The sequence below is a fragment of the Campylobacter sp. P255 genome (genome assembly GCF_003627915.1).
Lineage (GTDB): Bacteria > Campylobacterota > Campylobacteria > Campylobacterales > Campylobacteraceae > Campylobacter_D.
Window position 1 is genome coordinate 1 of sequence record NZ_NREN01000010.1, and the last position, 20,836, is coordinate 20,836.

The following is a 20,836-nucleotide window of genomic DNA, read 5'->3' on the forward strand; positions in this document are numbered from 1 at the left end:
AAAGCACGTTAATCAAGAATACAAGTGTGTAATGGTATATAAATACCAAACTCCTTATTAGGCAAACTCTCTAATAACATTAAGCTAAAAAGCTTAATGCTTATTAGCAAACTCTGGGGAGTTGGGTTATTCTAAAATCACTCCCTCGTTTAATACAACTTCGCCTATAACATAAGCATCTGAATTTTCTAAAACTTTACTCACATTTGCAGGATCTACTACCATGACTAAGCCCACGCCCATATTAAAGCTTCTATACATTTCAGCTTCTTCTACGCTTTGTCCTATTTGGTAGAAAATTTCAGGGGTTTTTAAATGATGTTTTCTAATGATCGCGCCTATTCCTTTTGGAAAAACTCTTGGTAAATTTTCCACTAATCCACCACCTGTAATATGAGCTAGTGCATTGATAAATGGTTTTAATTTTAAAAAGTCTTTTACATAAATTCTTGTAGGTTCAAGTAAAACATCGATTAAATTTTTACCATCTATTTTATCGTCAAATTTTAGCTTTTGGGCTTCAAATAGTACTTTTCTAGCCAAAGAATATCCATTAGAATGAAGTCCGCTACTAGGTAGGGCTAATAAAATATCTCCGTTTTTGACAAAACTTCTTCTATCGATCTCATCTTTTTCGGCCATACCTACTGAAAAACCTGCTAGGTCAAAATCATTGCTATGGTACATTCCTGGCATTTCAGCAGTTTCTCCGCCTATTAGAGCGCAATTTGCCTTTTTACAACCATTAGCAATCCCTGCTACAACTTTTTTAGCTACTTCTACATCAAGTTTTGCAGTTGCATAGTAATCTAAAAAGAACAAAGGTGTAGCAAAATTACAAATCAAGTCATTTACACACATTGCCACTAAGTCTTCACCTATGGTGTCAAATTTTTGACTATCAATAGCAAGACGCAACTTTGTGCCTACTCCATCAGTTGCTGCCAACATAACAGGGTTTTTAAACCCACTTGGCATAGCAAAAGCACCCGAAAAAGAGCCTATGCCACCCAAAACATTTTCATTAAAAGTTTCTTTTACTAAAGGCTTGATCGCTTCTACAAAAGCATTGCCATTATCTATACTTACACCCGCATCTTCATAGCTTATATTCATTTATCTTCCTTTAAGAATTTAAAAGGTATTTTAACTAAAAATATTTTAAGGTTAAATTATGCAAAATGCTTATTTTGTAACTTCAAGCATAGCAGGTGGAAAGTCAAGTTTTATCAAAATAGTCCAAAATTTAGGCTTTGAAACCTTAAGTGCTGATACAATAGCACATGAACTTTTAAACACACATGCTAACTCTATCGCTAAAATGTTTCACAATGATGATTTAATCACAACAGGAAAGATAGATAGAAAAAAGCTAGGTTCTATCGTTTTTAATGACTTAAATGCTAAAAAAAAGCTAGAAGATTTTTTGCACCCTAAAATCAAAGAAGTGGTTTTGCAACAAGCTCAAATTTTAGATCAAAAAAATAAAGCTTTTTTTATAGAACTGCCTTTGTTTTTCGAAAACAACCACTATCATGGTTTAGGAAAGAGTATATTAATTTACACTCCAAAGGAACTTTTGCTTCAAAGACTTATGCAAAGAGACAATTTAGACAAAAACCAAGCCTTAAAAAGAATTCAATTGCAACTTGATATAGAAGAAAAGTTAAAAAAAGCAGATTTTGTGATAAAAAATAACTCAAGTTATATGATTTTTGAAGAAAATGTGCTAAATTTTTTAAAACACACTTTAAAGGTAATGGATGAAATTTTATAAGTATTGTGCAAGTGGAAATGATTTTGTAGTTTTTGCAGATAGTGAAAAAAAAGACCGTAGTGAGTTAGCTAGAATTCTTTGTAATCGCTATGAGGGTATAGGTGCTGATGGGCTTATTGTGATAGTGCCACACGATAGATATGACTTTGAATGGGAATTTTACAACTGCGATGGTAGCCAAGCAAGTATGTGTGGTAATGGTTCTCGTGCGGCGGCGCATTTTGCACATCGCTATCTTAAAAAATCACAGTATTTAAATTTCTTAACTGGTGCAGGGCTTATAAAATCTTTTATCGATGATGATATGGTAGAGATCAAATTAAGCGGAATTAAAGATGTTAAAGAAGCTTTTGAGTATAAAGGTAGAATTTGGCAAGGCTGTAATACCGGAGTTCCGCATATAGTAACTTTTGTCGATGATTTGAATGAATTTGATGTTAATTTATGTAAAGAAGTACGTAAAAAATACAATGCAAATGTGAATTTTGCTAAGATAGAAAATGAAGAATTTATAAGAGTTAGAACATATGAAAGAGGCGTTGAGAACGAAACCTTAGCTTGTGGCACAGGCATGGGGGCTTGTTTTTATTTGGCATATTTAAACCAAAAAGTAGGAGATGATGTTTTGGTAAAGCCAAAAAGCAATGAGAATTTATATTTTAGATTAGAAGAGGATCAAATATTTTTTAGAGGAAAGGTGAAGTGCTGTTTTGAAGCTGATTATAATTTTACTTAGTAGCATTTTGTTTTTAAATGCTGAATTTGTAGCAGGGTTTGATGCGCATTATTATGCTTTAAGTCCAAAAGAAAAACGTGAAGTCTTTATCAAAAAGATCAATGCTTTATTAGATGTTTCATTTGAAGATGTGAAAAAAGAAAAAGAATTTGTAGAATCATTTTTCAAAGAAGCATTAAAAAATAATTTTAGATCTTTAAGTCCTAATGCTATAAAAAAATTATGGTTATTAAAAGAAAAATACCGTGTGAAAAATTTATATGATTTGCATGAATATCGCGTGCGTATTCAAGTAGTACCAAGATCTTTAGCCATAGCTCAAGCTATCATCGAAAGTGCAACTGGTACTAGTCGATTTGCCAAAGAAGCAAATAATTTATTTGGCGAGTGGACTTGGGGTGAAAAAGGTTTGATCCCAAAAGAAAGAAGCGAAGGAAAAACCCATAAAATTCGCATTTTTGATACTTTGCAAGAAAGTGTAGATTCGTATTTGTTAAATTTAAATCGCCACGATGCTTATAAAGAGCTAAGAGCATGGAGATGGAATGCCATCAGCCAAAATAAAAAACTAGATGGTAAAGAAGCAGCAAGTCATTTAGAAAAATATTCAGAAATTAAAAGCAACTATACTAAGCTTATTTTGTCTATCATTGAACAACATAAACTTGATGAGTTAGATTAATTTCCCAAAGCCCACTCATCAAAAGGTAAAATCATCACACGCACGCCTTCTATAAAAAACTCATCTCTTTGTGAAAGTGTGATGATGTAAATGGTTGAAAGTGCAAGTTGATTTTTGCTAAGTATTTTTTTTACTTTTAAAGTAAGCAAATCTTTATCTTTAAAAGGTGAGCATAAAAAGGCATTTTTTAAACTTGGTATATAAAAATCAAAATATCTAGTATAAAAAATTTCTTGTTTAAATTTAAATAATTCACTTAAAACTAAATTTTCAAATAAAGCACTAAAATCTTTTTGCACACTAAGGGAGTTTTTGAGTGAAAAATCCCAAAAATATACTTTTTTTAAATTTTTTTCGAGGTTTTTAACAAAGTATAAAGTGAAATTTGACTCTAATTTTTCTATGCTTTTATATAAAGTATCTTTGGAAATTTTGATAGTTGTTTTTAAAGTTTTTAGCAATTCATTAACACTAAGTTCACTTCCTAGTTCTAGAGCGATTTGTTTGAGTATAGTCAGTTCTAGTGGAGTGTAGAAACTTTTGAGATAAGATGAGTTTGTGTAAGCATTGTGACTTAAGATCACATTGCGGCCTGTGTGTAAAAAGTAACTTACCATGGTTTTGGTATCGGCGTATTTTTTGTTTAGGCTTAAAAACTCTTCAAAATCTAAGTAATCTAAATAAAGTTCTTCAAAATGATCTAAGTGAAAATGTAAATCACACACGCTAAGTATGATTTGCAAATTAAGATGTTTTAAACTAGTAAAATCAAAATCATGAGCAAAATTACATAAAGCTAAAAATTTAATTTGCGGGTTGTAGGTTAAAAAAGAATTGAGATTTGCTAAAGCACTTACTTGAAATTTTAAGTCTTCACAGTCAATAAAAAGTATATTCTCGCTTTTATATAAGGACAAAAAATTTAAAATCAAATTTTTCTTACCGCTAGCAAAACCACCTTTTATGATGATGTTTTTATGGGTTTGAATTTGAATTTTTCTTTCATCAAATTTTGAAATTTTTGGGTAGTTATCGTAAAAAAATTGTAGTGATTTCATAGATTTCTTTATACTAAATGGTGGAGTATAGCGGGTTCGAACCGCTGACCCCAACGCTGCCAGCGTTGTGCTCTCCCAGCTGAGCTAATACCCCTTTAGATTTTGAAATCATACTATATTTTTTCTTAGATTTTCTTAATGAGTAAAAAATATTATAAAATTTATAAAATTTAATTTTTATCCTTTTAAAAAGGAAAAAAATAAAAAAAAATATACAAATTTCTTGACATAGCAAAGTATGTTTTTATATAATCTCAACATCATTTTATATGGTGGTTAGATTCTATGGATCTAACGAGTTCTTTACAAAGGAAAAAATATGGAAAGAATCAGGCTTAAGCTAAAAGCTTATGACCACAGAGTTCTAGATCGCACAGTTGCAGCAATTGTAGAAGCTGTTAAAAGAACAGGTGCTGACATCAGAGGTCCAGTGCCAATGCCTACAAAAATCAAAAGATACACAGTTTTGAAATCTCCACACATCAATAAAGATTCGCGTGAACAATTTGAGATGAGAATTCATGCTCGTATGCTTGATATTGTAGCAGCTACTCCAGATACAGTAGATTCACTCACTAAGCTTGACTTGGCTCCTGAAGTCAATGTTGAAGTAAGAGCTATGGGTAAATAAGGATAGAATATGGAATACATTGTAGAAAAAATTGGTATGAGTAGAACAATCAGCACACCAAGCATTCCTGTAACCTTACTTAAACTTGTTCAAACTAAAGTATGTGAAGTAGAAAATGGAAAAGCTTTGGTTGCTTATGTAAAAGGCAAAGCAAACAATAAATGCATTGCAGGTCAGCAAAAAAAATACAATCTTTCAGCTGAATATAATAGATTTGCTTCTTTAGAAGTAGCAAATACAGAAGCAGGCGATATCGATCTTAACCCTTTAAAAGAAGCTACAGTTTTAAAGGTAAGCTTTAATTCTAAAGGTAGAGGTTATAGTGGGGTTGTTAAAAGACACGGATTTGCCGGAGGTCCTGCAAGTCACGGTTCAAGATTCCACAGACGCCACGGTTCAATCGGTAACCGCGAGTGGCCAGGTCGTGTTCAACCAGGTATGAAAATGGCAGGTCATTATGGTAATGCAAAAGTTACTGTAAAAAATGAAGTGGTTTCGTTTGACGAAGAAAATGGCATCTTAGTAGTAAAAGGTGCGGTACCAGGATTTAATGGTGCTATGGGTAAAATAAGGATTGCAAAATGAGTAAAGTAACTGTTTTAAATGATAAATTTGAAAAAGCTAGTGAACTCGATCTTCCAGCAAAATATGCAGAAGTTAATCCTCACAACCTTTATTTATATGTAAAATCTTATCTTGCTAGCCTTAGAGCAAATACAGCTCACACTAAAGGTAGAAGCGATGTAAGCGGTGGTGGTAAAAAACCATGGAGACAAAAAGGTCGTGGTGGTGCAAGAGCAGGTTCAACAAGAACGAATGTTTGGGTTGGCGGTGCTGTGGCATTTGGTCCTACAAACAATCGTAATTATTTCCAAAAAGTTAATAAAAAACAAAAACGCTTAGCGCTTGAAAGAGCATTGGCTGATAAAGCACAAAACAATGCATTATTCTCAGTAGATAGTTTAAGCATTGAAAGCGGTAAAACAAAAGATGCAAATGCAGTTATTAAAAAGCTTGGTTTAAAAGATGCTTTAATTGTAAAAGATTTACTAGATGAAAAAACACTTCTTGCTTTTAGAAACTTAGCAAATTGCTATGTAGTAGATATTAGCGAAGTAAATGCTTATTTAGTATCTGTATTTAATGCTGTTATCATTGAAAAAGCAGCGCTTGAATCTATCGTAAAAGAGGGTTAAAATGGCAGATATTACTGATATAAAAACAATACTTTACACTGAAAAAAGCTTAAACCTTCAAGAGCAAGGTGTTGTAGTTATTCAAACTTCTCCAAAAATGACTAAAAATGGTCTAAAAGAGGTTTTAAGAGAATATTTTGGTGTAACTCCAGTAAGAATTAATTCTTTAAAAATGGATGGAAAAGTAAAGCGTTTTAGAGGTCGTGAAGGTCAAAGAAATAGCTTTAAAAAATTCTATGTTAAGCTACCAGAAGGTGTGAGCTTAGAAAGTTCGGAGGCGTAAGATGGCAATTAAAACTTATAAACCATATACTCCAAGTAGAAGATACATCACAGGTATAAGTTCTGATGATATCACAGCAAAAGCTAGTGTGCGTTCATTACTTGTAAAACTTCCAGCTCATGCAGGACGTAACAATAATGGTAGAATCACAAGTCGTCATAAAGAAGCAGGTGCTAAAAAACTTTACAGAATTATAGATTTTAAAAGAAGAAAATTTGGTATTGAAGGTAAAGTTGAAGCAATCGAGTATGATCCATACAGAAATTGTCGTATTGCATTGATCTCTTATAGAGATGGTGAAAAAAGATACATCTTACAACCAAAAGGTTTAAGTGTAGGTGATGTGGTATGTGCTGCTGAAAGCGGACTTGACATCAAACCAGGTAATGCAATGAAATTAAGAAACATCCCAGTGGGTACTATCGTACACAATATCGAGTTAAAGCCAGGTAAAGGCGGTCAAATGATCCGTTCAGCAGGTGCTTATGCTCAATTAATGGGTAAAGAAGAAAAATACGTTATCTTAAGACTTGCTAGTGGTGAAATGAGACAAGTTTTAGCTGAATGTATGGCAAGTATCGGTGAAGTTGGTAACGAAGAATGGTCAAACGTGACTATCGGTAAAGCTGGTAGAAATCGCCATAGAGGTATTCGTCCTCAAACAAGAGGTTCTGCGATGAACCCAGTTGATCACCCGCACGGTGGGGGTGAAGGTAAGAAAAATTCAGGCCGTCATCCAGTTACTCCATGGGGTAAACCAACTAAAGGTGCTAAAACTCGCCGTAAAAAAGCTAGCGATAAGCTAATAATTTCAAGAAGAAAAGGAAAGTAAGATGGCTAGGTCACTAAAAAAAGGTCCTTTTGTTGATGACCATGTAATGAAAAAAGTCATCGCTGCTAAAAAAGCTAACGATGGTAAGCCAATTAAAACTTGGTCAAGACGCAGCACTATTATACCTGATATGATAGGTTTAACTTTTAATGTTCACAATGGAAAAAGCTTTATCCCAGTGTATGTTACTGAAAATCATATCGGTTACAAACTAGGTGAATTTGCACCTACTAGAACATTTAAGGGTCACAAAGGCTCTGTTCAAAAGAAAATAGGTAAGTAAGGGAGATTTATGAGTAGAGCATTAATTAAATTCATAAGATTATCTCCAACTAAAGCGAGATTGATTGCTAGAGAAGTTCAAGGTATGAATGCAGAGCTTGCATTAGCTAGTTTGAAATTTATGCCAAATAAAGGTGCTAAATTTATAGCAAATGCTATTTCAAGTGCTGTAGCAAATGGCGGATTTGAAGCAAATGAAGTTGTTGTTTCAAGTTGTCGTGTTGATGCTGGTGCGGTTTTAAAAAGATTTAGACCAAGAGCTAGAGGAAGTGCTAGTCGTATTAGAAAGCCAACTTCACACATTTTGGTAGAAGTTAGTAAAGTAGAAGCAAGTGCTGAAAAAACTACAAAAGCTAAAAAAGCATCAGTGAAAAAGGAAAGCTAATATGGGACAAAAAGTAAATCCGATTGGTTTAAGACTAGGAATTAACAGAAACTGGGAATCAAGATGGTTTCCTACAAAAGCTAATTTAGCAGAAAATATTGGTGAAGATTATAAAATCAGAACTTTCTTAAAAAGAAAACTTTATTATGCAGGAATTAGCCAAATTCTTGTAGAAAGAACAGCGAAAAAATTAAGAGTAACTGTTGTAGCTGCAAGACCAGGGATTATTATTGGTAAAAAAGGTAGCGATGTTGATATCTTAAGAAAAGAACTTCAAGATCTAATTAAAAAAGAAGTTAATATCAATATCAAAGAAGAAAGAAAAGCAGGTGCTTCAGCTCAACTTGCAGCTGAAAGTGTTGCTACTCAACTTGAAAAAAGAATTGCTTTTAGAAGAGCAATGAAAAAAGTAATTCAAGGAGCGCAAAAAGCAGGTGCCAAAGGGATTAAAGTTTCAGTTTCAGGCCGTTTAGGTGGTGCTGAAATGGCAAGAACTGAATGGTACCTAGAAGGTCGTGTTCCACTTCACACTTTAAGAGCAAAAATCGATTACGGTTTTGCAGAAGCACACACTACTTATGGAAACATAGGTATTAAAGTATGGATCTTCAAAGGTGAAGTTTTACAAAAGGGTGTTCAACCTGAAAAAACCGAAGAAAACGCTCCAGCTAAAAAAACTAGAAGAGCAAGAAGAGGTAAATAATCATGTTAATGCCAAAAAGAACAAAATATCGTAAAATGATGAAAGGGCGTAACAGAGGTTATGCCAATAGAGGGACTGAATTTACTTTTGGTGATTATGCCCTAAAAGCAACTGAAGCTGGCCGTATCAATTCACGTCAAATCGAAGCAGCTCGTATTGCTTTAACTCGTTTTGTAAAAAGACAAGGTAAAACTTGGATTAGAGTTTTCCCAGATAAACCTCTAACTAAAAAACCTTTAGAAACTCGTATGGGTAAAGGTAAAGGTGCAGTTGAGGAATGGGTAATGAACATTAAACCAGGTCGTATCATTTATGAAATGGCAGGGGTTAATGAAGAAATGGCAAGACAAGCTTTAACTTTAGCGATGCATAAGTTGCCATTTAAAACTAAGTTTGTTACAAGAGAGAGCCAAAATGAAATATACTGAGATTAAAGATAAAACAGCAGGTGAGCTTGCAACAATGCTAAAAGAAAAAAAGGTGCTTTTATTTACTTTAAGACAAAAGCTAAAAACAATGCAGCTAACTAATCCTAAAGAGATTAGCGAAGTTAAAAAAGACATCGCTAGAATCAATACTGCAATTAGCGCTTTAAAATAAGGATAGAAAATGGCATTTAAAAGAGAAATTCAAGGCGTTGTTGTTCAAATTGCTGGAGATAAAACAGCAACAATTTTGGTTGAAAGAAAAGTGGTTCACCCAAAATACAGAAAAATCGTAAAACGCTTTAAAAAATATTTAATTCATGATGAAAGAAATGAACTTAAAGTGGGAAATACTGTAGTTGCTATTGAATGTAGACCACTTTCTAAGAGAAAATCATTTCGCTTAAAAACTATAGTATCAGCAGGAGTTGAGTAATGATTCAAAGTTTTACTAGGCTTGCAGTTGCTGATAATAGCGGTGCAAAAGAATTAATGTGTATTAAGGTTTTAGGTGGTAGTAAAAGAAGATACGCTACTGTTGGTGATGTGATCGTTGCATCTGTAAAAAAAGCTCTACCAAATGGTAAAGTAAAAAAAGGTCAAGTGGTAAAAGCGGTTATCGTTAGAACTAAAAAAGAAATTCATAGAGATAATGGTTCTTTAATTCGTTTTGATGAAAACGCAGCGGTTATTCTTGATGCTAAAAGAGAGCCTATCGGAACGCGTATTTTTGGACCAGTAGGTCGTGAAGTAAGATATGGTGGCTTTATGAAAATTGTTTCACTAGCACCGGAGGTGTTGTAATGAAATTAAAAATTAAAAAGAATGATATGGTTAAAGTTATCGCAGGTGATGACAAAGGCAAAACAGGTAAAGTTTTAGCAGTATTTCCTAAAACAAATAAAGTTATTGTTGAGGGTTGTAAAATTGCTAAAAAAGCTGTTAAGCCAAGTGATAAAAATCCAAATGGCGGTTTTATCAATAAAGAAATGCCAATGGATATTTCAAATGTAGCAAAGGCAGGAGAATAAGATGATGAGATTGAAAGAAAAATACGATCAAAGCATCAAAGCTGCTTTAGTAAAAGAATTTGATATCAAAAACCCTATGCTTATTCCTTTTATTGAAAAAGTTGTAATCAGCGTAGGTGCTGGGGAATTGGCAAAAGATCAAAAAGTATTACAAAATGTTGCAGATACTATTTCATTGATCGCTGGACAAAAAGCAGTTATCACAAAAGCTAAAAAATCAGTTGCTGGTTTTAAAGTAAGAGAAGGCTTTCCAGTAGGTGTAATGGTAACATTAAGAAAAGACAATATGTATGCTTTCTTAGACAAGCTTATTACTATTGCTCTTCCTCGTGTTAAAGACTTTAGAGGTCTTCCAAGAGATGGTTTTGATGGAAGAGGAAACTATAACTTTGGTTTAGATGAGCAGTTAATGTTCCCAGAAGTTGAATATGATAAAATCTTAAGAACTCATGGTATGAACATTTCTATCGTTACAACAGCAAAATCAGATAAAGAGGCACAAAAATTATTAGAATTATTTGGCGTGCCATTTGCAAAAGGAAAGTAATATGGCTAAAAAATCAATGATTGCAAAAGCTGCCCGCAAACCTAAATTTAGCGTTAGAGGGTATACTAGATGCCAAATTTGTGGAAGACCACATTCAGTTTATAGAGATTTTGGAATTTGTAGAGTTTGCTTAAGAAAAATGGCAAATGAAGGTTTAATTCCTGGTCTTAAAAAAGCAAGTTGGTAAGAGGAAAGAACCATGATAAATGATTTAATTTCAGATTCACTAACAAGAATTAGAAATGCAGGGATGAGAAGACTAGAAACTACTCAACTTTTGCATTCTAAAGTTATCGAAGCTTTACTTGGAATTTTCCAAGCTAAAGGCTATATCGAAAGCTTTAATGTTGTTGAAGAAGATAAAAAGAAATTCATCAACGTAGTTTTAAAATACGATGAAAAAGGTAGAAGCGTAATTAACGAAGTTAAACGTGTTTCTAAACCAGGTCGTCGTGTTTATAAAGGCAAAGATGAGATCAAAAGATTTAAAAACGGTTATGGTACTATCGTAGTAAGCACTTCAAAGGGTGTTTTGGCTAACGATGAAGCTTATAAAGCAGGCGTTGGCGGCGAAGTTTTATGTACCATTTGGTAAGAGTTTCTACTTTTTATGGTATTCGGTATCCATTCTTATAAAGTAGTCATATCGTAGACAAGTAAAAAGGAAAAATGAATGTCTCGTATAGGTAAACAACCAGTTGCTATTCCAAGTGGAGTAGAAGTAAAATTAGAAGGTAACTTGCTAAAATTCAAAAAAGGAAATTTAGCAAAAGAGCTTGATATAAAAGCAAATGTTAATGTTGAGATTAAAGAAGGACAAATTCTTTTCTCTCCTAAAGGTGAAGATAGACAAAGTAGAGCTTATTGGGGAACTTATAGAGCTTTAGCACAAAACATCATCATCGGTTTAACTGATGGTTTTAGCAAAACTTTAGAAATCAACGGTGTTGGTTATAAAGCTGCGTTAAAAGGTAAAGTTCTTGAACTTGCTTTAGGTTTTTCTCATCCTATCAACTATGCTATTCCAGAAGGTATAGAAATTACCGTTGATAAAAACAATGTGATTATCAAAGGTAGTGATAAACAAGTGGTAGGTCAAGTTGCTGCTCAAATTCGTGAATTTAGACCACCTGAGCCTTACAAAGGAAAAGGTGTTAAATATTCAGATGAGCGTATTATCCGCAAAGCTGGTAAGACATCTAAGAAGTAAGGATAGAATATGAGAGCAAATGTATTAAAAAGAAAAATATCTTTAAGAATTAAAAGAAAAAAAAGAATTAGAGCAAAAATTTCAGGAACACAAGCTCTTCCAAGAGTTTCTGTTTTTAAATCAAACAGAACTTTATATATCCAAGCTATCGATGATGTTAAAGCAGTAACTTTAGCAGCAGTTGATGGAAGAAAACTTGGCGTTAAAGCAAACAAAGAAGGCGCTAAAAAAATAGCAGCTGAATTTGCAAAAGTTTTAAAAGCTAAAAACATAGAAGAAGCAGTGTTTGATAGAAATGGTTATTTATACCATGGTGTGATTGCAGCATTAGCTGAAGCACTAAGAGAAAACGGAATCAAACTATAACCCAAAAGGAAGATCGATGGAAAAATATAATAGAGAAGAATTTGAAGAAGTAATCGTCGATATCGGCAGGGTTACTAAGGTTGTTAAAGGTGGTAGAAGATTTAGATTTACTGCTTTAGTTATCGTTGGAAATAGAAAAGGTTTAGTTGGTGTAGGCTATGGAAAAGCTAAAGAAGTTCCAGATGCTATCAGAAAAGCAGTTGATGATGCTTTTAAAAATATTGTTGAAGTAAAAACAAAAGGCTCAACTATCCCTCATGATGTAGAAGTAAAATACAACGCAAGTAGAATTTTACTTAAACCAGCAAGCGAAGGTACAGGAGTTATTGCAGGTGGTTCAACACGTCCTATCGTGGAACTTGCAGGTATTAAAGACATTCTAACAAAGTCTTTAGGTTCAAACAATTCAGCAAATGTTGTGCGTGCTACTATCAAAGCACTTACAATGCTTAAAGGATAATCAATGAATTTAACAAAAGCACCAGGTTCAACACATAAAACCAAAAGAATAGGCCGTGGTCAAGGTAGTGGTATGGGTAAAACTTCTACTAAAGGTGGAAAAGGCCAAACTGCTAGAAAAGGTTATAACGAAAAAAGAGGTTTTGAAGGGGGTCAACAGCCACTTCAAAGACGTTTACCAAAAGTAGGTTTTACTTCTAAATTCGAAAAACCTTATGTGATTAATGTTGAAAAAATCACAGCGATCAAAGAGCTTAGCGAAATTACATTTGAAACAATCAATAGCATTCATAAGCTTTCAAAAAATGTAAACAAAGTTAAGCTTATTGGGGCAAGCGCTAAAGATCTTGCTAGCAAAATCAAAGATGAGAAGATCACTTTTAGCGGACAAAAATAATGAATAAAACATTGACAAATAAAATTCTCATAACATTAGCTTTTTTATTCGCTTATAGAATACTAGCTTATGTTCCAGTTCCGGGGGTTAATGTCAGTGTTATCAAGGAATTTTTTGATTCTAATGCATCTAATGCATTAGGCTTGTTTAATATGTTTAGTGGGGGTGCTGCTGAAAGACTTAGCATCATCTCTCTAGGCATTATGCCTTATATTACTGCTTCGATTATTATGGAGCTTTTAGCGGCAACTTTTCCTAATATAGGAAAAATGAAAAAAGAACGCGATGGTATGCAAAAATACATGCAAATCATTCGTTATGCTACTATAGCTATCACTTTAGTGCAAAGTATAGGTGTTTCTATCGGCTTGCAAAGTCTTCACGGAAAAGCAGGTCAATCAGCCATTATGATTGATATGAACACTTTCATTGCGCTTTCTGCTATTTCTATGCTTGCAGGTACTATGCTCTTAATGTGGATAGGTGAGCAAATCACTCAACGTGGTATAGGAAATGGTATTTCTTTAATTATCTTTGGTGGTATTGTTTCTACAATTCCAGGTGCAATTAGTGGAACAGTAAATTTGGTAAATACAGGCGAGATGAATTTCTTGACTATCATTGCCATTTTAGTTGTAATTTTACTTACTATTTGGGCTATTATAGTAGTAGAGCTTGGAGAGAGAAGAATTCCTATTTCTTACTCAAGAAAAGTAATCATGCAAAATCAAAACAAGCGTATTATGAATTATATACCTATTAAGATCAACTTAAGTGGTGTTATTCCTCCTATTTTTGCGAGCGCGATTTTGATGTTTCCAAGTACTATTTTACAAACAAGTACAAACGAATATGTGTTAAAAATTTATGACTTTTTAAATCCAAATGGATTTTTCTTTCACTTTTTAACGTTTTTGCTTGTTATTTTCTTTGCGTATTTTTATGCATCTATTGTATTTAATGCAAAAGATATAGCTGAAAATCTTAAAAGACAAGGTGGTTTTATACCAGGTATTAGACCAGGTGAAGGAACCGCAAATTATCTTAATGAGGTAGCATCAAGATTAACACTTTCAGGTTCTATTTACTTAGGACTTGTAGCTACATTGCCGTGGCTGATTGTAAAGCTATTTGGTGTGCCTTTTTATTTTGGTGGAACTTCTGTTTTGATCGTAGTGCAAGTTGCGCTAGATACAATGAGAAAAATTGAAGCTCAAATTTATATGAATAAATACCAAACTTTAAGTGCAGTAGGCTTATAAGAAAGTAGATTTTTCTACTTTCTTCTCTTTTTAAAGGTTTTAAAAATGAGATTAGGCGTTTTTGATAGCGGTGTAGGTGGTCTTAGCGTTTTAAAATCTTTACTTCATGCAAAACTTTTTAAAGAATACATCTACTATGGCGATACAGCAAGAGTACCTTATGGGGTAAAAGATAAAGATACTATCATCAAATTTTCTCTAGAAGCTTTAGAGTTTTTCAAAGAAAAAAAAGTTGATATGCTTATTATCGCTTGTAACACAGTCAGCGCGTATGCTTTAGAAATTTTAAGAGCTAATGCTCCTTTCCCAGTTCTTGGTGTGATAGATGCAGGAGTTTTAGCGGTAAAAAATTCTTTAAAAGATAAAAACTCTAATATATTAGTCATTGCAACACAAGCTACGGTAAATTCTCATGCATATAAACAAGCTTTATTGCAAGAAGGTTTTTTGAAGGTAGAAGAAAAAGCAACGGGACTTTTTGTGCCAATGGTTGAAGAAGGAATTTTTCATGGTAACTTTTTAAACGCAGCCTTTGAACACTATTTTAAAGGGCTTGAGTTTAAACCTAGTGCTTTAATTTTAGCATGTACTCATTTTCCTTTGATTGCACAAGCATTGGGAGAATACTTTGGAGCTAATGTAAAGTTAATCCACTCAGGTGAAGCTATAGCCTTGCAATTGCAACAAGAATTTGATCTAAAGACTATTCAAAAGGAAGCAACTGTTAAATTTTATGCTTCTAGTGATGTAAAAAAATTAGAAAGAATTGCAAAGTTATGGCTTTAAGTTGTTTTGTAGTTAATAAAAGCTAATTTTTATTAAGAATTTATTTTTTATTTATAATTTATTTTTATTTAAACATAGTTGCATTATAATCTTTCCATTTTTAAGAAAGGACTAACATGAAAAAAATGTTAATGTGTGCAGCTATGGCACTAAGTTTAGGAGCGGGAATTTTGGAAGCAAAACCAAAAGTTGCGATCTTAGCTACAGGCGGGACTATCGCAGGATCGATTGATAGTTCAGTAGCTACTACAGGTTATACAGCGGGGGTTTTGGGTGTAGATGCTTTGATTAAAGCAGTGCCTCAAATTCAGGATTTAGCTGTAATTAGCGGAGAACAAGTTGCGAATATTGATAGTAAAGATATGACAAATGAAATTTGGCTTAAACTTGCTAAAGAGGTTAATCGCCTTTTAAATTCTGATGTAGATGGAGTGGTGATCACACATGGAACTGACACCATGGAAGAAACCGCATACTTTTTAAATTTAACCGTTAAAAGCAATAAGCCAGTTGTATTAGTTGGAGCAATGCGCCCATCGACCGCAATTAGTGCAGATGGTCCTAAAAATCTTTACAATGCTGTGGCTTTAGCAGCCAATCCTGAAGCAAAAAACAAAGGTGTAATGGTAGCTATGAATGATAGAATTCAAAGCGCTAGAGGTGTGATGAAAACTCATAGCTTAAATGTAGATGCTTTTAGTTCGCCTGATATGGGAGATATGGGTTATATCGTAGATGGTAAAGTATTTTTTTACAACACAAATACAAAATTACACACTAAAAAATCTCCATTTGATGTTAGCAAGTTAAAAGAATTACCAAAAGTTGATATTCTTTATAGTTATGCAAATGATGGTAGTGGTGTTGCTGCAAAGGCATTGTTTGAAAATGGAACTAAAGGTATTGTGGTAGCAGGAACAGGCGCAGGTAGTATACATGATTATCAAAAAAATGTATTAAAAGAATTGCTTAAAAAAGGACTTAATGTAGCAGTTAGTTCACGTGTAGCATCTGGTAGAGTGGCAGTAAGTTCAGCGGATGCAAAACTTGGCTTTATTGATACAGGCGATATGAGTCCTCAAAAAGCAAGAGTATTGTTAATGCTTGCATTAACTAAAACAACCAATCCTAAAAAAATCCAAGAATATTTCTTAAAATACTAATATCTTAACACCCAAATGTTAAAATACCATTTGGGTGAATTTCTTTTAATCCACTTATTTAACTGATCAAGGATATACAATGAGACAATATGAAAGTTACAAATGTCAAAAATGTGGCAATGAGGTAGAAGTACAAAATGTAGGTGGTGGAACACTAAGTTGCTGTGGACAAGAAATGGAGTGCATTACTCAGGATTTGACCGCGGTTAATTTAATGAAAGCTTTTGCGGGTGAATCTATGGCTAGAAATAAGTATGATTTGTTTGCTGATATTGCTCAAGAAGAAGGTTGGCATGCTATTGCTAGACACTTTAAAGAAGCAGCGGAAAATGAAAAATGGCACGCAAGAGCTGAATTTAAAGCGTACCATGAATTAGTAGATGGTAAAGCTTTAGAGGAAACTGCAAAAAATTTAATCTGCGCAGCAGATGGAGAAAATTACGAACATACCACAATGTATCCTAATTTTGCAAAAATCGCAGAAGATGAGGGTAAAAGAAATATCGCAAGATTATTCACTGCTATAGGCAAGGTAGAGATAGAACACGAAAGAGAGTATTTAGCGCTTAAAAAAATGCTTGAAGAGGAAGACTTCTTTAATTCAGATGTAGAAGAATTATGGGTATGTGAAGTTTGTGGGCATATTCATCGTGGTAAAAAAGCACCAAATGCCTGTCCTTTGTGTAGAGCTCCAAAAGAGTATTTTAAACGTGAATTTTTAGGATAATTTTTAAAAACCTTGATAAAAATGATAAAATAATTTTATTTTTATCAAGGCTAAAACATGCAGATTTTAACTCATCCTTTTGAACCTTTTTTTGATGAAAACGCACAAATTTTAATCTTAGGTTCTTTTCCTTCTATAAAATCAAGACAAGAAAATTTTTACTATCAGCATAATAAAAACCGATTTTGGAGAATTTTTGAAATTTTATATGATTGTAAGTTGAAAACTATAGCTGATCAAAAAGCATTTTTAAAAACTCATCATATTGCTTTATGGGATGTAATAGCAAGTTGTAAGATTAAAAATTCAGACGATAAAACCATTTCTTATGCAAAGGCAAATGATATTAATATCATTTTGAAAAAAGCAAAGATAGAAAAAATCTGTGTATTGGGAAAAATCGCAAGTAAGTATTTTGCTAAGTTTTATCCAGATAAAGACTTTTTAGAACTCCCTTCAAGTTCTCCAGCAAATATGAGTTATACTTTAGAAAAATTAGTAGAACAATATCGCATTATAAAGGAAAGATAATGGCTTTAGTTGGAGTAGATGAAGCTGGGCGTGGTGCATTAGCTGGAGATATGCATTTGAGTGCTTGTAAGCTTTTTGGAGATATTGATGGCTTGACTGATTCTAAGAAGTTGAGTGCAAAAAAAAGAGAGGAATTATATGGACAAATCCTTGCACATTCAAATTTTTTAATTCTTGCTTTTTCACCTTTGCAAATTGACACCTTAGGACTTAGTCAATGCTTGCAACTAGGTTTAAAAATCATCAAAAAGCATTTTAGTGAAGATGATATTTTATATGATGGCAATTTAAACTATGGCGTAGTAGGTGTAAAAACTATGATCAAAGCTGATATGAAAGTGCAAGAAGTATCAGCTGCAAGCATACTAGCCAAAGTAAGCCGTGATCAAAAAATGTGTTATTTTTCTAAAATATATAAAAACTATGATTTTGAAAAACATAAAGGTTATGGTACAAAAGCTCATATAGAAAAAATCCAAGCATTTGGAAATTCGCCTTTGCACCGAAAAAGCTTTATGCTAAAGTGTATTGAAAAAAGTTTATTTGATTAAATCTTCCTTTGGATACGATGTATTTTGTCTTTAGCAAATATAAAAACAATAAGTAAAGCAGGCAAGACAAATATCGCCGAAAATAACGCATTAAACTCTATACCAAAATAGGTCAAAACCAAACCCCCGATAAAAGATGCAAGTGCAATGCCCACATTAAACGAGGCTTCGTTGACACTTACTGTACTTTCTTGGGCTTTGTGAGTGTATCGCTTGGCTTTTGCTATGCTTAAAACTTTAAAAGCTGAAATAGTAGAAAAAGAAAAAAACCCTATGAGTGATAAAGATACTATCACTAAGATCTGAGAATGCATTGTTAGTAAAAAGCTAAGATAAATCAACACTTGAATGCTTAGTATGATTCTCAAAGAATAAACCGCGCCGTATCTATCAACCATTTTTCCACCCCAAAGATTGCCAAATATGGCGCATATTCCATAAAATAGTAAAATATAACCAATCATCGCAACATCAAAACCACTTTTTTCAACTAATAGTTTTTGTAAATATGTATAAAGTATAAAATGCGCCCCACATCCACATATAGAAATGGTATAAGTCATCAAAAGATTGGTGTTAGAAAATGCAGGAATGAAATCTTTAAAACGGATAGGATTAGAATGAATATTTTTTGGCATCATGAATACAATTCCCAAAAGTGCAATTACACTTAAAATAAAAATAAGTAAGAATATATATTTAAAACCAAAATAATGCCCGATGAAAGTTCCTATTGGAACCCCGCTAATTAATGCCACTGTAAGTCCTGTTATCATGATCGCAATGGCTTGGCTTTTTTTATTTTCTGGAGCAATGGATACAATAGCCAAGGTAGCAATGATGTAAAACACTCCATGTTGCGTACCTGCGATAAATCTTGCAAATGCACTCAGGTAAAAACTATCGCTAAAATAAATCGCTAAATTAGCAAGTGCAAAAATCGAGATATTAACAATCAATTGAACATGTCTTTGATAAGGACTTAGAAAAATAGTAAAAGATAAAGCCCCAACAACTACTCCTATTGCATATAAAGTAGTAAGCCAACCTGCAGTCTTTGCGTCAATGTTGAAGTAATTTTGTATATCAATTAACACTCCAGCCATTACAAATTCAGTTACACCCATACAAAATGAGCTTAATGCCAAAGCAATGACAGCTTTTTTATAATGATGCAATTTTACTCCTTTTAAAAATTTGAAATTATATTACAAAATGATAAAAATCAGTATTGAGTTATATATTAAATAAATGCAAAAAAATACTTATTATTGCTATTTTTAACAAAATATTATCATATAGAGAAATATTTTTTTTATTGTTACACGGTTTTAAGAAAAATTAATTTTTTTTTATTATAGTAACGCCATGTGTTTTAAAAAGTGTTGTTTTTTTATTATTAAAATGCTTTGAAACGCAAAAAACATAACAAGAAAATAATAAAAAAGTTTTTTATTAAAGACTTTTTATTGTTTTTACAAGGAGAAAATGTGGATAATCTTAAGTGGAATTCTTTTGATACGCGTTGGATGCTTTCTCTTTTTGGGACAGCAGTTGGTGCGGGAATTTTATTTTTGCCTATTAAAGCAGGTGTTGGTGGCTTTTGGCCGGTTGTTGTAATGACTTTGATCATTTTTCCAATGGTATATTTAAGTCATAGAGCTTTAAGTCGTTTTGTGTGTCAAGCAAATGGTAATGATAAAGACATTACTCATGCGGCTGAGGAGTATTTTGGTAGAAAAGTAAGTATTTTTATTTCTATACTTTATTTCTTTGCAATCTTCCCAATTTGTTTAGCATATTGCGTAGGTATAACAAATACTTTTGAGAGTTTTATTTATCATCAGTTTTTACCACTTTTAGATCCAAATGGTTCTCTTGCAAGTACAATTAGTGCAATGTATGAAACAAGTGTAAATGAACAAGGAAAAACAATAGCTAATTTACTTCCATTTTTTAGAGCAGTTTTTGCGTTTGTTTTGGTAAGTATTTTTATGCTTATTATGCTTTTTAGTGAAGAGCTTATCACCAAGGTATGTGAATGGTTGGTTTATCCTTTATGTGCTATTTTATTCTTGTTTTCGTTGTATCTTATTCCACAATGGTCATTTGAAAGTTTTAGTGCTATTCCTGGTACAAAAGAATTTATCACTATAGTATGGTTAACCTTACCGGTTTTAGTATTTTCTTTTAACCACTCACCAGCAATTTCTACTTTTTCTTTAAGTATGAAAAGACAATACACTGATAATTCAGTGCAAAAAGCAAATCAAGTATTATTTAGAACTTCTGTAATGTTGCTTGCTTTTGTTATGTTTTTTGTTGTATCTTGTGTGCTTTCTTTAACTCCTGCAGAGCTTAATGAAGCTAGAGCACAAAATATCCCTGTTCTTTCTTATTTTGCAAATAAACTTGATAATCCTTTTATTTCTTATGGTGGTCCATTGATTGCATTTTTAGCAATTTCTAGTTCTTTCTTTGGGCACTATTTTGGTGCAAGAGAAGGTGCTTATGGTATAGTGAGAAAATGTTGCAAATTAGCAGGTAATGAAAATCCTGATTTGAAAAAAATCGCAGTTTATTCAACTTTGGTAATGTATATTGTAATGTTAGTCACTGCTTATATTAATCCAAGTATTTTAGGTTTCATTGAAAGTTTAGGTGGGCCAATTATCGCAGCGATTTTATTCTTAATGCCAATGATTGCAATTTATACTGTTTCTAAAATGAAAAAATTCCAAAACAAAGCATTAGATGCTTTTGTGTTTATTACAGGAATTTTGACAATCATAACTGTAATCTATACTTTTTAAGGT

The 20,836-nt window shown here is 32.8% G+C and carries 33 protein-coding genes and 1 tRNA gene; 30 read left to right on the forward strand and 4 right to left on the reverse strand.

Features of this window, described 5'->3' with window-relative positions:
• Nucleotides 1-126: 126 nt before the first annotated feature.
• Nucleotides 127-1,116: a phosphoribosylformylglycinamidine cyclo-ligase gene (gene purM, locus CKA54_RS05855; RefSeq protein WP_120760682.1), complete on the reverse strand. Its 990-nt coding sequence runs from the start codon at nucleotides 1,114-1,116 to the stop codon at nucleotides 127-129.
• A gap of 58 nt (nucleotides 1,117-1,174) precedes the next feature.
• Between purM and coaE the strand changes: the two genes are divergently transcribed.
• From coaE to CKA54_RS05870, 3 genes are read left to right on the forward strand one after another with little or no spacing between them, the layout of a single operon-like run.
• Nucleotides 1,175-1,777 carry a dephospho-CoA kinase gene (coaE, locus tag CKA54_RS05860; protein ID WP_120760683.1) on the forward strand — a complete coding sequence of 201 codons (603 nt, stop codon included), beginning with the start codon at nucleotides 1,175-1,177 and terminating at the stop codon, nucleotides 1,775-1,777.
• Entirely contained in the window at nucleotides 1,764-2,513 is a 750-nt protein-coding gene (gene dapF / locus CKA54_RS05865; RefSeq protein ID WP_120760684.1) for a diaminopimelate epimerase, read from the forward strand. The genes coaE and dapF overlap by 14 nt, the downstream gene beginning before the upstream one ends.
• The gene (locus CKA54_RS05870; RefSeq protein ID WP_120760685.1) at nucleotides 2,488-3,195 is read left to right on the forward strand and encodes a glucosaminidase domain-containing protein; all 708 of its coding nucleotides are present in this window, start codon (nucleotides 2,488-2,490) and stop codon (nucleotides 3,193-3,195) included. The genes dapF and CKA54_RS05870 overlap by 26 nt, the downstream gene beginning before the upstream one ends.
• Here the strand turns inward: CKA54_RS05870 and CKA54_RS05875 are convergent.
• Both CKA54_RS05875 and CKA54_RS05880 read right to left on the reverse strand, forming a co-directional pair.
• On the reverse strand, nucleotides 3,192-4,253 hold the full coding sequence (locus CKA54_RS05875) for an ATP-binding protein (protein WP_120760686.1): 1,062 nt from the start codon (nucleotides 4,251-4,253) through the stop codon (nucleotides 3,192-3,194). The two genes, CKA54_RS05870 and CKA54_RS05875, sit on opposite strands and share 4 nt — an antisense overlap.
• An 18-nt stretch (nucleotides 4,254-4,271) precedes the next feature.
• Nucleotides 4,272-4,347: transfer RNA gene (locus CKA54_RS05880), tRNA-Ala, on the reverse strand.
• 225 nt (nucleotides 4,348-4,572) lie between these two features.
• On the opposite strand from CKA54_RS05880, the gene rpsJ reads away from it, so the two are divergent.
• The 26 genes from rpsJ to CKA54_RS06010 all read left to right on the forward strand — a co-directional run bounded on the left by rpsJ (nucleotide 4,573) and on the right by CKA54_RS06010 (nucleotide 18,020).
• The gene (rpsJ, locus tag CKA54_RS05885; protein ID WP_012660810.1) at nucleotides 4,573-4,884 is read left to right on the forward strand and encodes a 30S ribosomal protein S10; all 312 of its coding nucleotides are present in this window, start codon (nucleotides 4,573-4,575) and stop codon (nucleotides 4,882-4,884) included.
• Nucleotides 4,885-4,893: 9 nt separating this feature from the next.
• On the forward strand, nucleotides 4,894-5,469 hold the full coding sequence (gene rplC / locus CKA54_RS05890) for a 50S ribosomal protein L3 (protein WP_039662361.1): 576 nt from the start codon (nucleotides 4,894-4,896) through the stop codon (nucleotides 5,467-5,469).
• The gene (gene rplD, locus CKA54_RS05895) at nucleotides 5,466-6,080 is read left to right on the forward strand and encodes a 50S ribosomal protein L4 (protein ID WP_039617137.1); all 615 of its coding nucleotides are present in this window, start codon (nucleotides 5,466-5,468) and stop codon (nucleotides 6,078-6,080) included. Before rplC ends, rplD begins: the two co-directional genes overlap by 4 nt.
• A gap of 1 nt (nucleotide 6,081) precedes the next feature.
• Nucleotides 6,082-6,363: a 50S ribosomal protein L23 gene (locus CKA54_RS05900; protein ID WP_039617139.1), complete on the forward strand. Its 282-nt coding sequence runs from the start codon at nucleotides 6,082-6,084 to the stop codon at nucleotides 6,361-6,363.
• Between the two features lies 1 nt (nucleotide 6,364).
• On the forward strand, nucleotides 6,365-7,195 hold the full coding sequence (gene rplB / locus CKA54_RS05905) for a 50S ribosomal protein L2 (RefSeq protein ID WP_039662363.1): 831 nt from the start codon (nucleotides 6,365-6,367) through the stop codon (nucleotides 7,193-7,195).
• A 1-nt stretch (nucleotide 7,196) separates the two neighbouring features.
• Nucleotides 7,197-7,478, forward strand: coding sequence for a 30S ribosomal protein S19 (gene rpsS, locus CKA54_RS05910; RefSeq protein WP_039617142.1), 282 nt, complete (start codon nucleotides 7,197-7,199; stop codon nucleotides 7,476-7,478).
• A gap of 9 nt (nucleotides 7,479-7,487) precedes the next feature.
• Nucleotides 7,488-7,862, forward strand: a complete 375-nt coding sequence (gene rplV, locus CKA54_RS05915) for a 50S ribosomal protein L22 (protein ID WP_039617143.1) — start codon at nucleotides 7,488-7,490, stop codon at nucleotides 7,860-7,862.
• Nucleotide 7,863: 1 nt separating this feature from the next.
• On the forward strand, nucleotides 7,864-8,565 hold the full coding sequence (rpsC, locus tag CKA54_RS05920; RefSeq protein ID WP_039617145.1) for a 30S ribosomal protein S3: 702 nt from the start codon (nucleotides 7,864-7,866) through the stop codon (nucleotides 8,563-8,565).
• A 2-nt stretch (nucleotides 8,566-8,567) separates the two neighbouring features.
• Complete coding sequence (gene rplP / locus CKA54_RS05925) at nucleotides 8,568-8,993, forward strand: 50S ribosomal protein L16 (RefSeq protein WP_039648881.1); 426 nt, start codon at nucleotides 8,568-8,570, stop codon at nucleotides 8,991-8,993.
• Nucleotides 8,980-9,165: a 50S ribosomal protein L29 gene (gene rpmC / locus CKA54_RS05930; RefSeq protein ID WP_012660819.1), complete on the forward strand. Its 186-nt coding sequence runs from the start codon at nucleotides 8,980-8,982 to the stop codon at nucleotides 9,163-9,165. The genes rplP and rpmC overlap by 14 nt, the downstream gene beginning before the upstream one ends.
• A gap of 9 nt (nucleotides 9,166-9,174) precedes the next feature.
• Nucleotides 9,175-9,426 (forward strand): 30S ribosomal protein S17, encoded by a 252-nt coding sequence (rpsQ, locus tag CKA54_RS05935; RefSeq protein WP_039617148.1) that lies wholly within the window; start codon nucleotides 9,175-9,177, stop codon nucleotides 9,424-9,426.
• The gene (gene rplN, locus CKA54_RS05940) at nucleotides 9,426-9,794 is read left to right on the forward strand and encodes a 50S ribosomal protein L14 (protein WP_012660821.1); all 369 of its coding nucleotides are present in this window, start codon (nucleotides 9,426-9,428) and stop codon (nucleotides 9,792-9,794) included. Before rpsQ ends, rplN begins: the two co-directional genes overlap by 1 nt.
• Complete coding sequence (rplX, locus tag CKA54_RS05945; protein ID WP_012660822.1) at nucleotides 9,794-10,021, forward strand: 50S ribosomal protein L24; 228 nt, start codon at nucleotides 9,794-9,796, stop codon at nucleotides 10,019-10,021. The genes rplN and rplX overlap by 1 nt, the downstream gene beginning before the upstream one ends.
• A gap of 1 nt (nucleotide 10,022) precedes the next feature.
• Entirely contained in the window at nucleotides 10,023-10,568 is a 546-nt protein-coding gene (gene rplE / locus CKA54_RS05950; protein WP_120760687.1) for a 50S ribosomal protein L5, read from the forward strand.
• Between the two features lies 1 nt (nucleotide 10,569).
• Entirely contained in the window at nucleotides 10,570-10,755 is a 186-nt protein-coding gene (locus CKA54_RS05955; RefSeq protein WP_012660824.1) for a type Z 30S ribosomal protein S14, read from the forward strand.
• Between the two features lie 12 nt (nucleotides 10,756-10,767).
• Nucleotides 10,768-11,163: a 30S ribosomal protein S8 gene (rpsH, locus tag CKA54_RS05960; protein ID WP_120760688.1), complete on the forward strand. Its 396-nt coding sequence runs from the start codon at nucleotides 10,768-10,770 to the stop codon at nucleotides 11,161-11,163.
• 78 nt (nucleotides 11,164-11,241) lie between these two features.
• Complete coding sequence (gene rplF, locus CKA54_RS05965) at nucleotides 11,242-11,778, forward strand: 50S ribosomal protein L6 (protein ID WP_039640501.1); 537 nt, start codon at nucleotides 11,242-11,244, stop codon at nucleotides 11,776-11,778.
• A 9-nt stretch (nucleotides 11,779-11,787) separates the two neighbouring features.
• Nucleotides 11,788-12,144, forward strand: coding sequence for a 50S ribosomal protein L18 (gene rplR, locus CKA54_RS05970; RefSeq protein WP_039640503.1), 357 nt, complete (start codon nucleotides 11,788-11,790; stop codon nucleotides 12,142-12,144).
• Between the two features lie 16 nt (nucleotides 12,145-12,160).
• Nucleotides 12,161-12,604 carry a 30S ribosomal protein S5 gene (gene rpsE / locus CKA54_RS05975; RefSeq protein ID WP_039617161.1) on the forward strand — a complete coding sequence of 148 codons (444 nt, stop codon included), beginning with the start codon at nucleotides 12,161-12,163 and terminating at the stop codon, nucleotides 12,602-12,604.
• A gap of 3 nt (nucleotides 12,605-12,607) precedes the next feature.
• On the forward strand, nucleotides 12,608-13,000 hold the full coding sequence (gene rplO / locus CKA54_RS05980; RefSeq protein ID WP_039617163.1) for a 50S ribosomal protein L15: 393 nt from the start codon (nucleotides 12,608-12,610) through the stop codon (nucleotides 12,998-13,000).
• A complete protein-coding gene (secY, locus tag CKA54_RS05985; RefSeq protein WP_039662375.1) occupies nucleotides 13,000-14,262 on the forward strand; it encodes a preprotein translocase subunit SecY in 1,263 nt (420 codons plus the stop codon). Before rplO ends, secY begins: the two co-directional genes overlap by 1 nt.
• A gap of 45 nt (nucleotides 14,263-14,307) precedes the next feature.
• The gene (gene murI, locus CKA54_RS05990) at nucleotides 14,308-15,048 is read left to right on the forward strand and encodes a glutamate racemase (RefSeq protein WP_120760689.1); all 741 of its coding nucleotides are present in this window, start codon (nucleotides 14,308-14,310) and stop codon (nucleotides 15,046-15,048) included.
• A 131-nt stretch (nucleotides 15,049-15,179) separates the two neighbouring features.
• Nucleotides 15,180-16,211 carry a type II asparaginase gene (locus CKA54_RS05995; protein WP_301182153.1) on the forward strand — a complete coding sequence of 344 codons (1,032 nt, stop codon included), beginning with the start codon at nucleotides 15,180-15,182 and terminating at the stop codon, nucleotides 16,209-16,211.
• A 79-nt stretch (nucleotides 16,212-16,290) separates the two neighbouring features.
• Nucleotides 16,291-16,938 (forward strand): ferritin family protein, encoded by a 648-nt coding sequence (locus CKA54_RS06000; protein WP_120760690.1) that lies wholly within the window; start codon nucleotides 16,291-16,293, stop codon nucleotides 16,936-16,938.
• A gap of 57 nt (nucleotides 16,939-16,995) precedes the next feature.
• Complete coding sequence (locus CKA54_RS06005) at nucleotides 16,996-17,469, forward strand: DNA-deoxyinosine glycosylase (protein WP_120760691.1); 474 nt, start codon at nucleotides 16,996-16,998, stop codon at nucleotides 17,467-17,469.
• Complete coding sequence (locus CKA54_RS06010; RefSeq protein WP_120760692.1) at nucleotides 17,469-18,020, forward strand: ribonuclease HII; 552 nt, start codon at nucleotides 17,469-17,471, stop codon at nucleotides 18,018-18,020. Before CKA54_RS06005 ends, CKA54_RS06010 begins: the two co-directional genes overlap by 1 nt.
• Here the strand turns inward: CKA54_RS06010 and CKA54_RS06015 are convergent.
• Nucleotides 18,017-19,198, reverse strand: a complete 1,182-nt coding sequence (locus CKA54_RS06015) for an MFS transporter (RefSeq protein ID WP_120760693.1) — start codon at nucleotides 19,196-19,198, stop codon at nucleotides 18,017-18,019. The genes CKA54_RS06010 and CKA54_RS06015 overlap by 4 nt on opposite strands.
• A 312-nt stretch (nucleotides 19,199-19,510) precedes the next feature.
• Between CKA54_RS06015 and CKA54_RS06020 the strand changes: the two genes are divergently transcribed.
• Complete coding sequence (locus CKA54_RS06020) at nucleotides 19,511-20,833, forward strand: aromatic amino acid transport family protein (RefSeq protein WP_172586675.1); 1,323 nt, start codon at nucleotides 19,511-19,513, stop codon at nucleotides 20,831-20,833.
• Nucleotides 20,834-20,836: the final 3 nt, after the last annotated feature.

Coding starts and splice junctions, on each gene's coding strand:
- purM (WP_120760682.1), bottom strand. CDS start 1,116: ATGAATATAAGCTATGAAGATGCGGGTGTAAGTATAGATAATGGCAAT.
- coaE (WP_120760683.1), top strand. CDS start 1,175: ATGCAAAATGCTTATTTTGTAACTTCAAGCATAGCAGGTGGAAAGTCA.
- dapF (WP_120760684.1), top strand. CDS start 1,764: ATGAAATTTTATAAGTATTGTGCAAGTGGAAATGATTTTGTAGTTTTT.
- CKA54_RS05875 (WP_120760686.1), bottom strand. CDS start 4,253: ATGAAATCACTACAATTTTTTTACGATAACTACCCAAAAATTTCAAAA.
- rpsJ (WP_012660810.1), top strand. CDS start 4,573: ATGGAAAGAATCAGGCTTAAGCTAAAAGCTTATGACCACAGAGTTCTA.
- rplC (WP_039662361.1), top strand. CDS start 4,894: ATGGAATACATTGTAGAAAAAATTGGTATGAGTAGAACAATCAGCACA.
- rplD (WP_039617137.1), top strand. CDS start 5,466: ATGAGTAAAGTAACTGTTTTAAATGATAAATTTGAAAAAGCTAGTGAA.
- CKA54_RS05900 (WP_039617139.1), top strand. CDS start 6,082: ATGGCAGATATTACTGATATAAAAACAATACTTTACACTGAAAAAAGC.
- rplB (WP_039662363.1), top strand. CDS start 6,365: ATGGCAATTAAAACTTATAAACCATATACTCCAAGTAGAAGATACATC.
- rpsS (WP_039617142.1), top strand. CDS start 7,197: ATGGCTAGGTCACTAAAAAAAGGTCCTTTTGTTGATGACCATGTAATG.
- rplV (WP_039617143.1), top strand. CDS start 7,488: ATGAGTAGAGCATTAATTAAATTCATAAGATTATCTCCAACTAAAGCG.
- rpsC (WP_039617145.1), top strand. CDS start 7,864: ATGGGACAAAAAGTAAATCCGATTGGTTTAAGACTAGGAATTAACAGA.
- rplP (WP_039648881.1), top strand. CDS start 8,568: ATGTTAATGCCAAAAAGAACAAAATATCGTAAAATGATGAAAGGGCGT.
- rpmC (WP_012660819.1), top strand. CDS start 8,980: ATGAAATATACTGAGATTAAAGATAAAACAGCAGGTGAGCTTGCAACA.
- rpsQ (WP_039617148.1), top strand. CDS start 9,175: ATGGCATTTAAAAGAGAAATTCAAGGCGTTGTTGTTCAAATTGCTGGA.
- rplN (WP_012660821.1), top strand. CDS start 9,426: ATGATTCAAAGTTTTACTAGGCTTGCAGTTGCTGATAATAGCGGTGCA.
- rplX (WP_012660822.1), top strand. CDS start 9,794: ATGAAATTAAAAATTAAAAAGAATGATATGGTTAAAGTTATCGCAGGT.
- rplE (WP_120760687.1), top strand. CDS start 10,023: ATGATGAGATTGAAAGAAAAATACGATCAAAGCATCAAAGCTGCTTTA.
- CKA54_RS05955 (WP_012660824.1), top strand. CDS start 10,570: ATGGCTAAAAAATCAATGATTGCAAAAGCTGCCCGCAAACCTAAATTT.
- rpsH (WP_120760688.1), top strand. CDS start 10,768: ATGATAAATGATTTAATTTCAGATTCACTAACAAGAATTAGAAATGCA.
- rplF (WP_039640501.1), top strand. CDS start 11,242: ATGTCTCGTATAGGTAAACAACCAGTTGCTATTCCAAGTGGAGTAGAA.
- rplR (WP_039640503.1), top strand. CDS start 11,788: ATGAGAGCAAATGTATTAAAAAGAAAAATATCTTTAAGAATTAAAAGA.
- rpsE (WP_039617161.1), top strand. CDS start 12,161: ATGGAAAAATATAATAGAGAAGAATTTGAAGAAGTAATCGTCGATATC.
- rplO (WP_039617163.1), top strand. CDS start 12,608: ATGAATTTAACAAAAGCACCAGGTTCAACACATAAAACCAAAAGAATA.
- secY (WP_039662375.1), top strand. CDS start 13,000: ATGAATAAAACATTGACAAATAAAATTCTCATAACATTAGCTTTTTTA.
- murI (WP_120760689.1), top strand. CDS start 14,308: ATGAGATTAGGCGTTTTTGATAGCGGTGTAGGTGGTCTTAGCGTTTTA.
- CKA54_RS05995 (WP_301182153.1), top strand. CDS start 15,180: ATGTGTGCAGCTATGGCACTAAGTTTAGGAGCGGGAATTTTGGAAGCA.
- CKA54_RS06000 (WP_120760690.1), top strand. CDS start 16,291: ATGAGACAATATGAAAGTTACAAATGTCAAAAATGTGGCAATGAGGTA.
- CKA54_RS06005 (WP_120760691.1), top strand. CDS start 16,996: ATGCAGATTTTAACTCATCCTTTTGAACCTTTTTTTGATGAAAACGCA.
- CKA54_RS06010 (WP_120760692.1), top strand. CDS start 17,469: ATGGCTTTAGTTGGAGTAGATGAAGCTGGGCGTGGTGCATTAGCTGGA.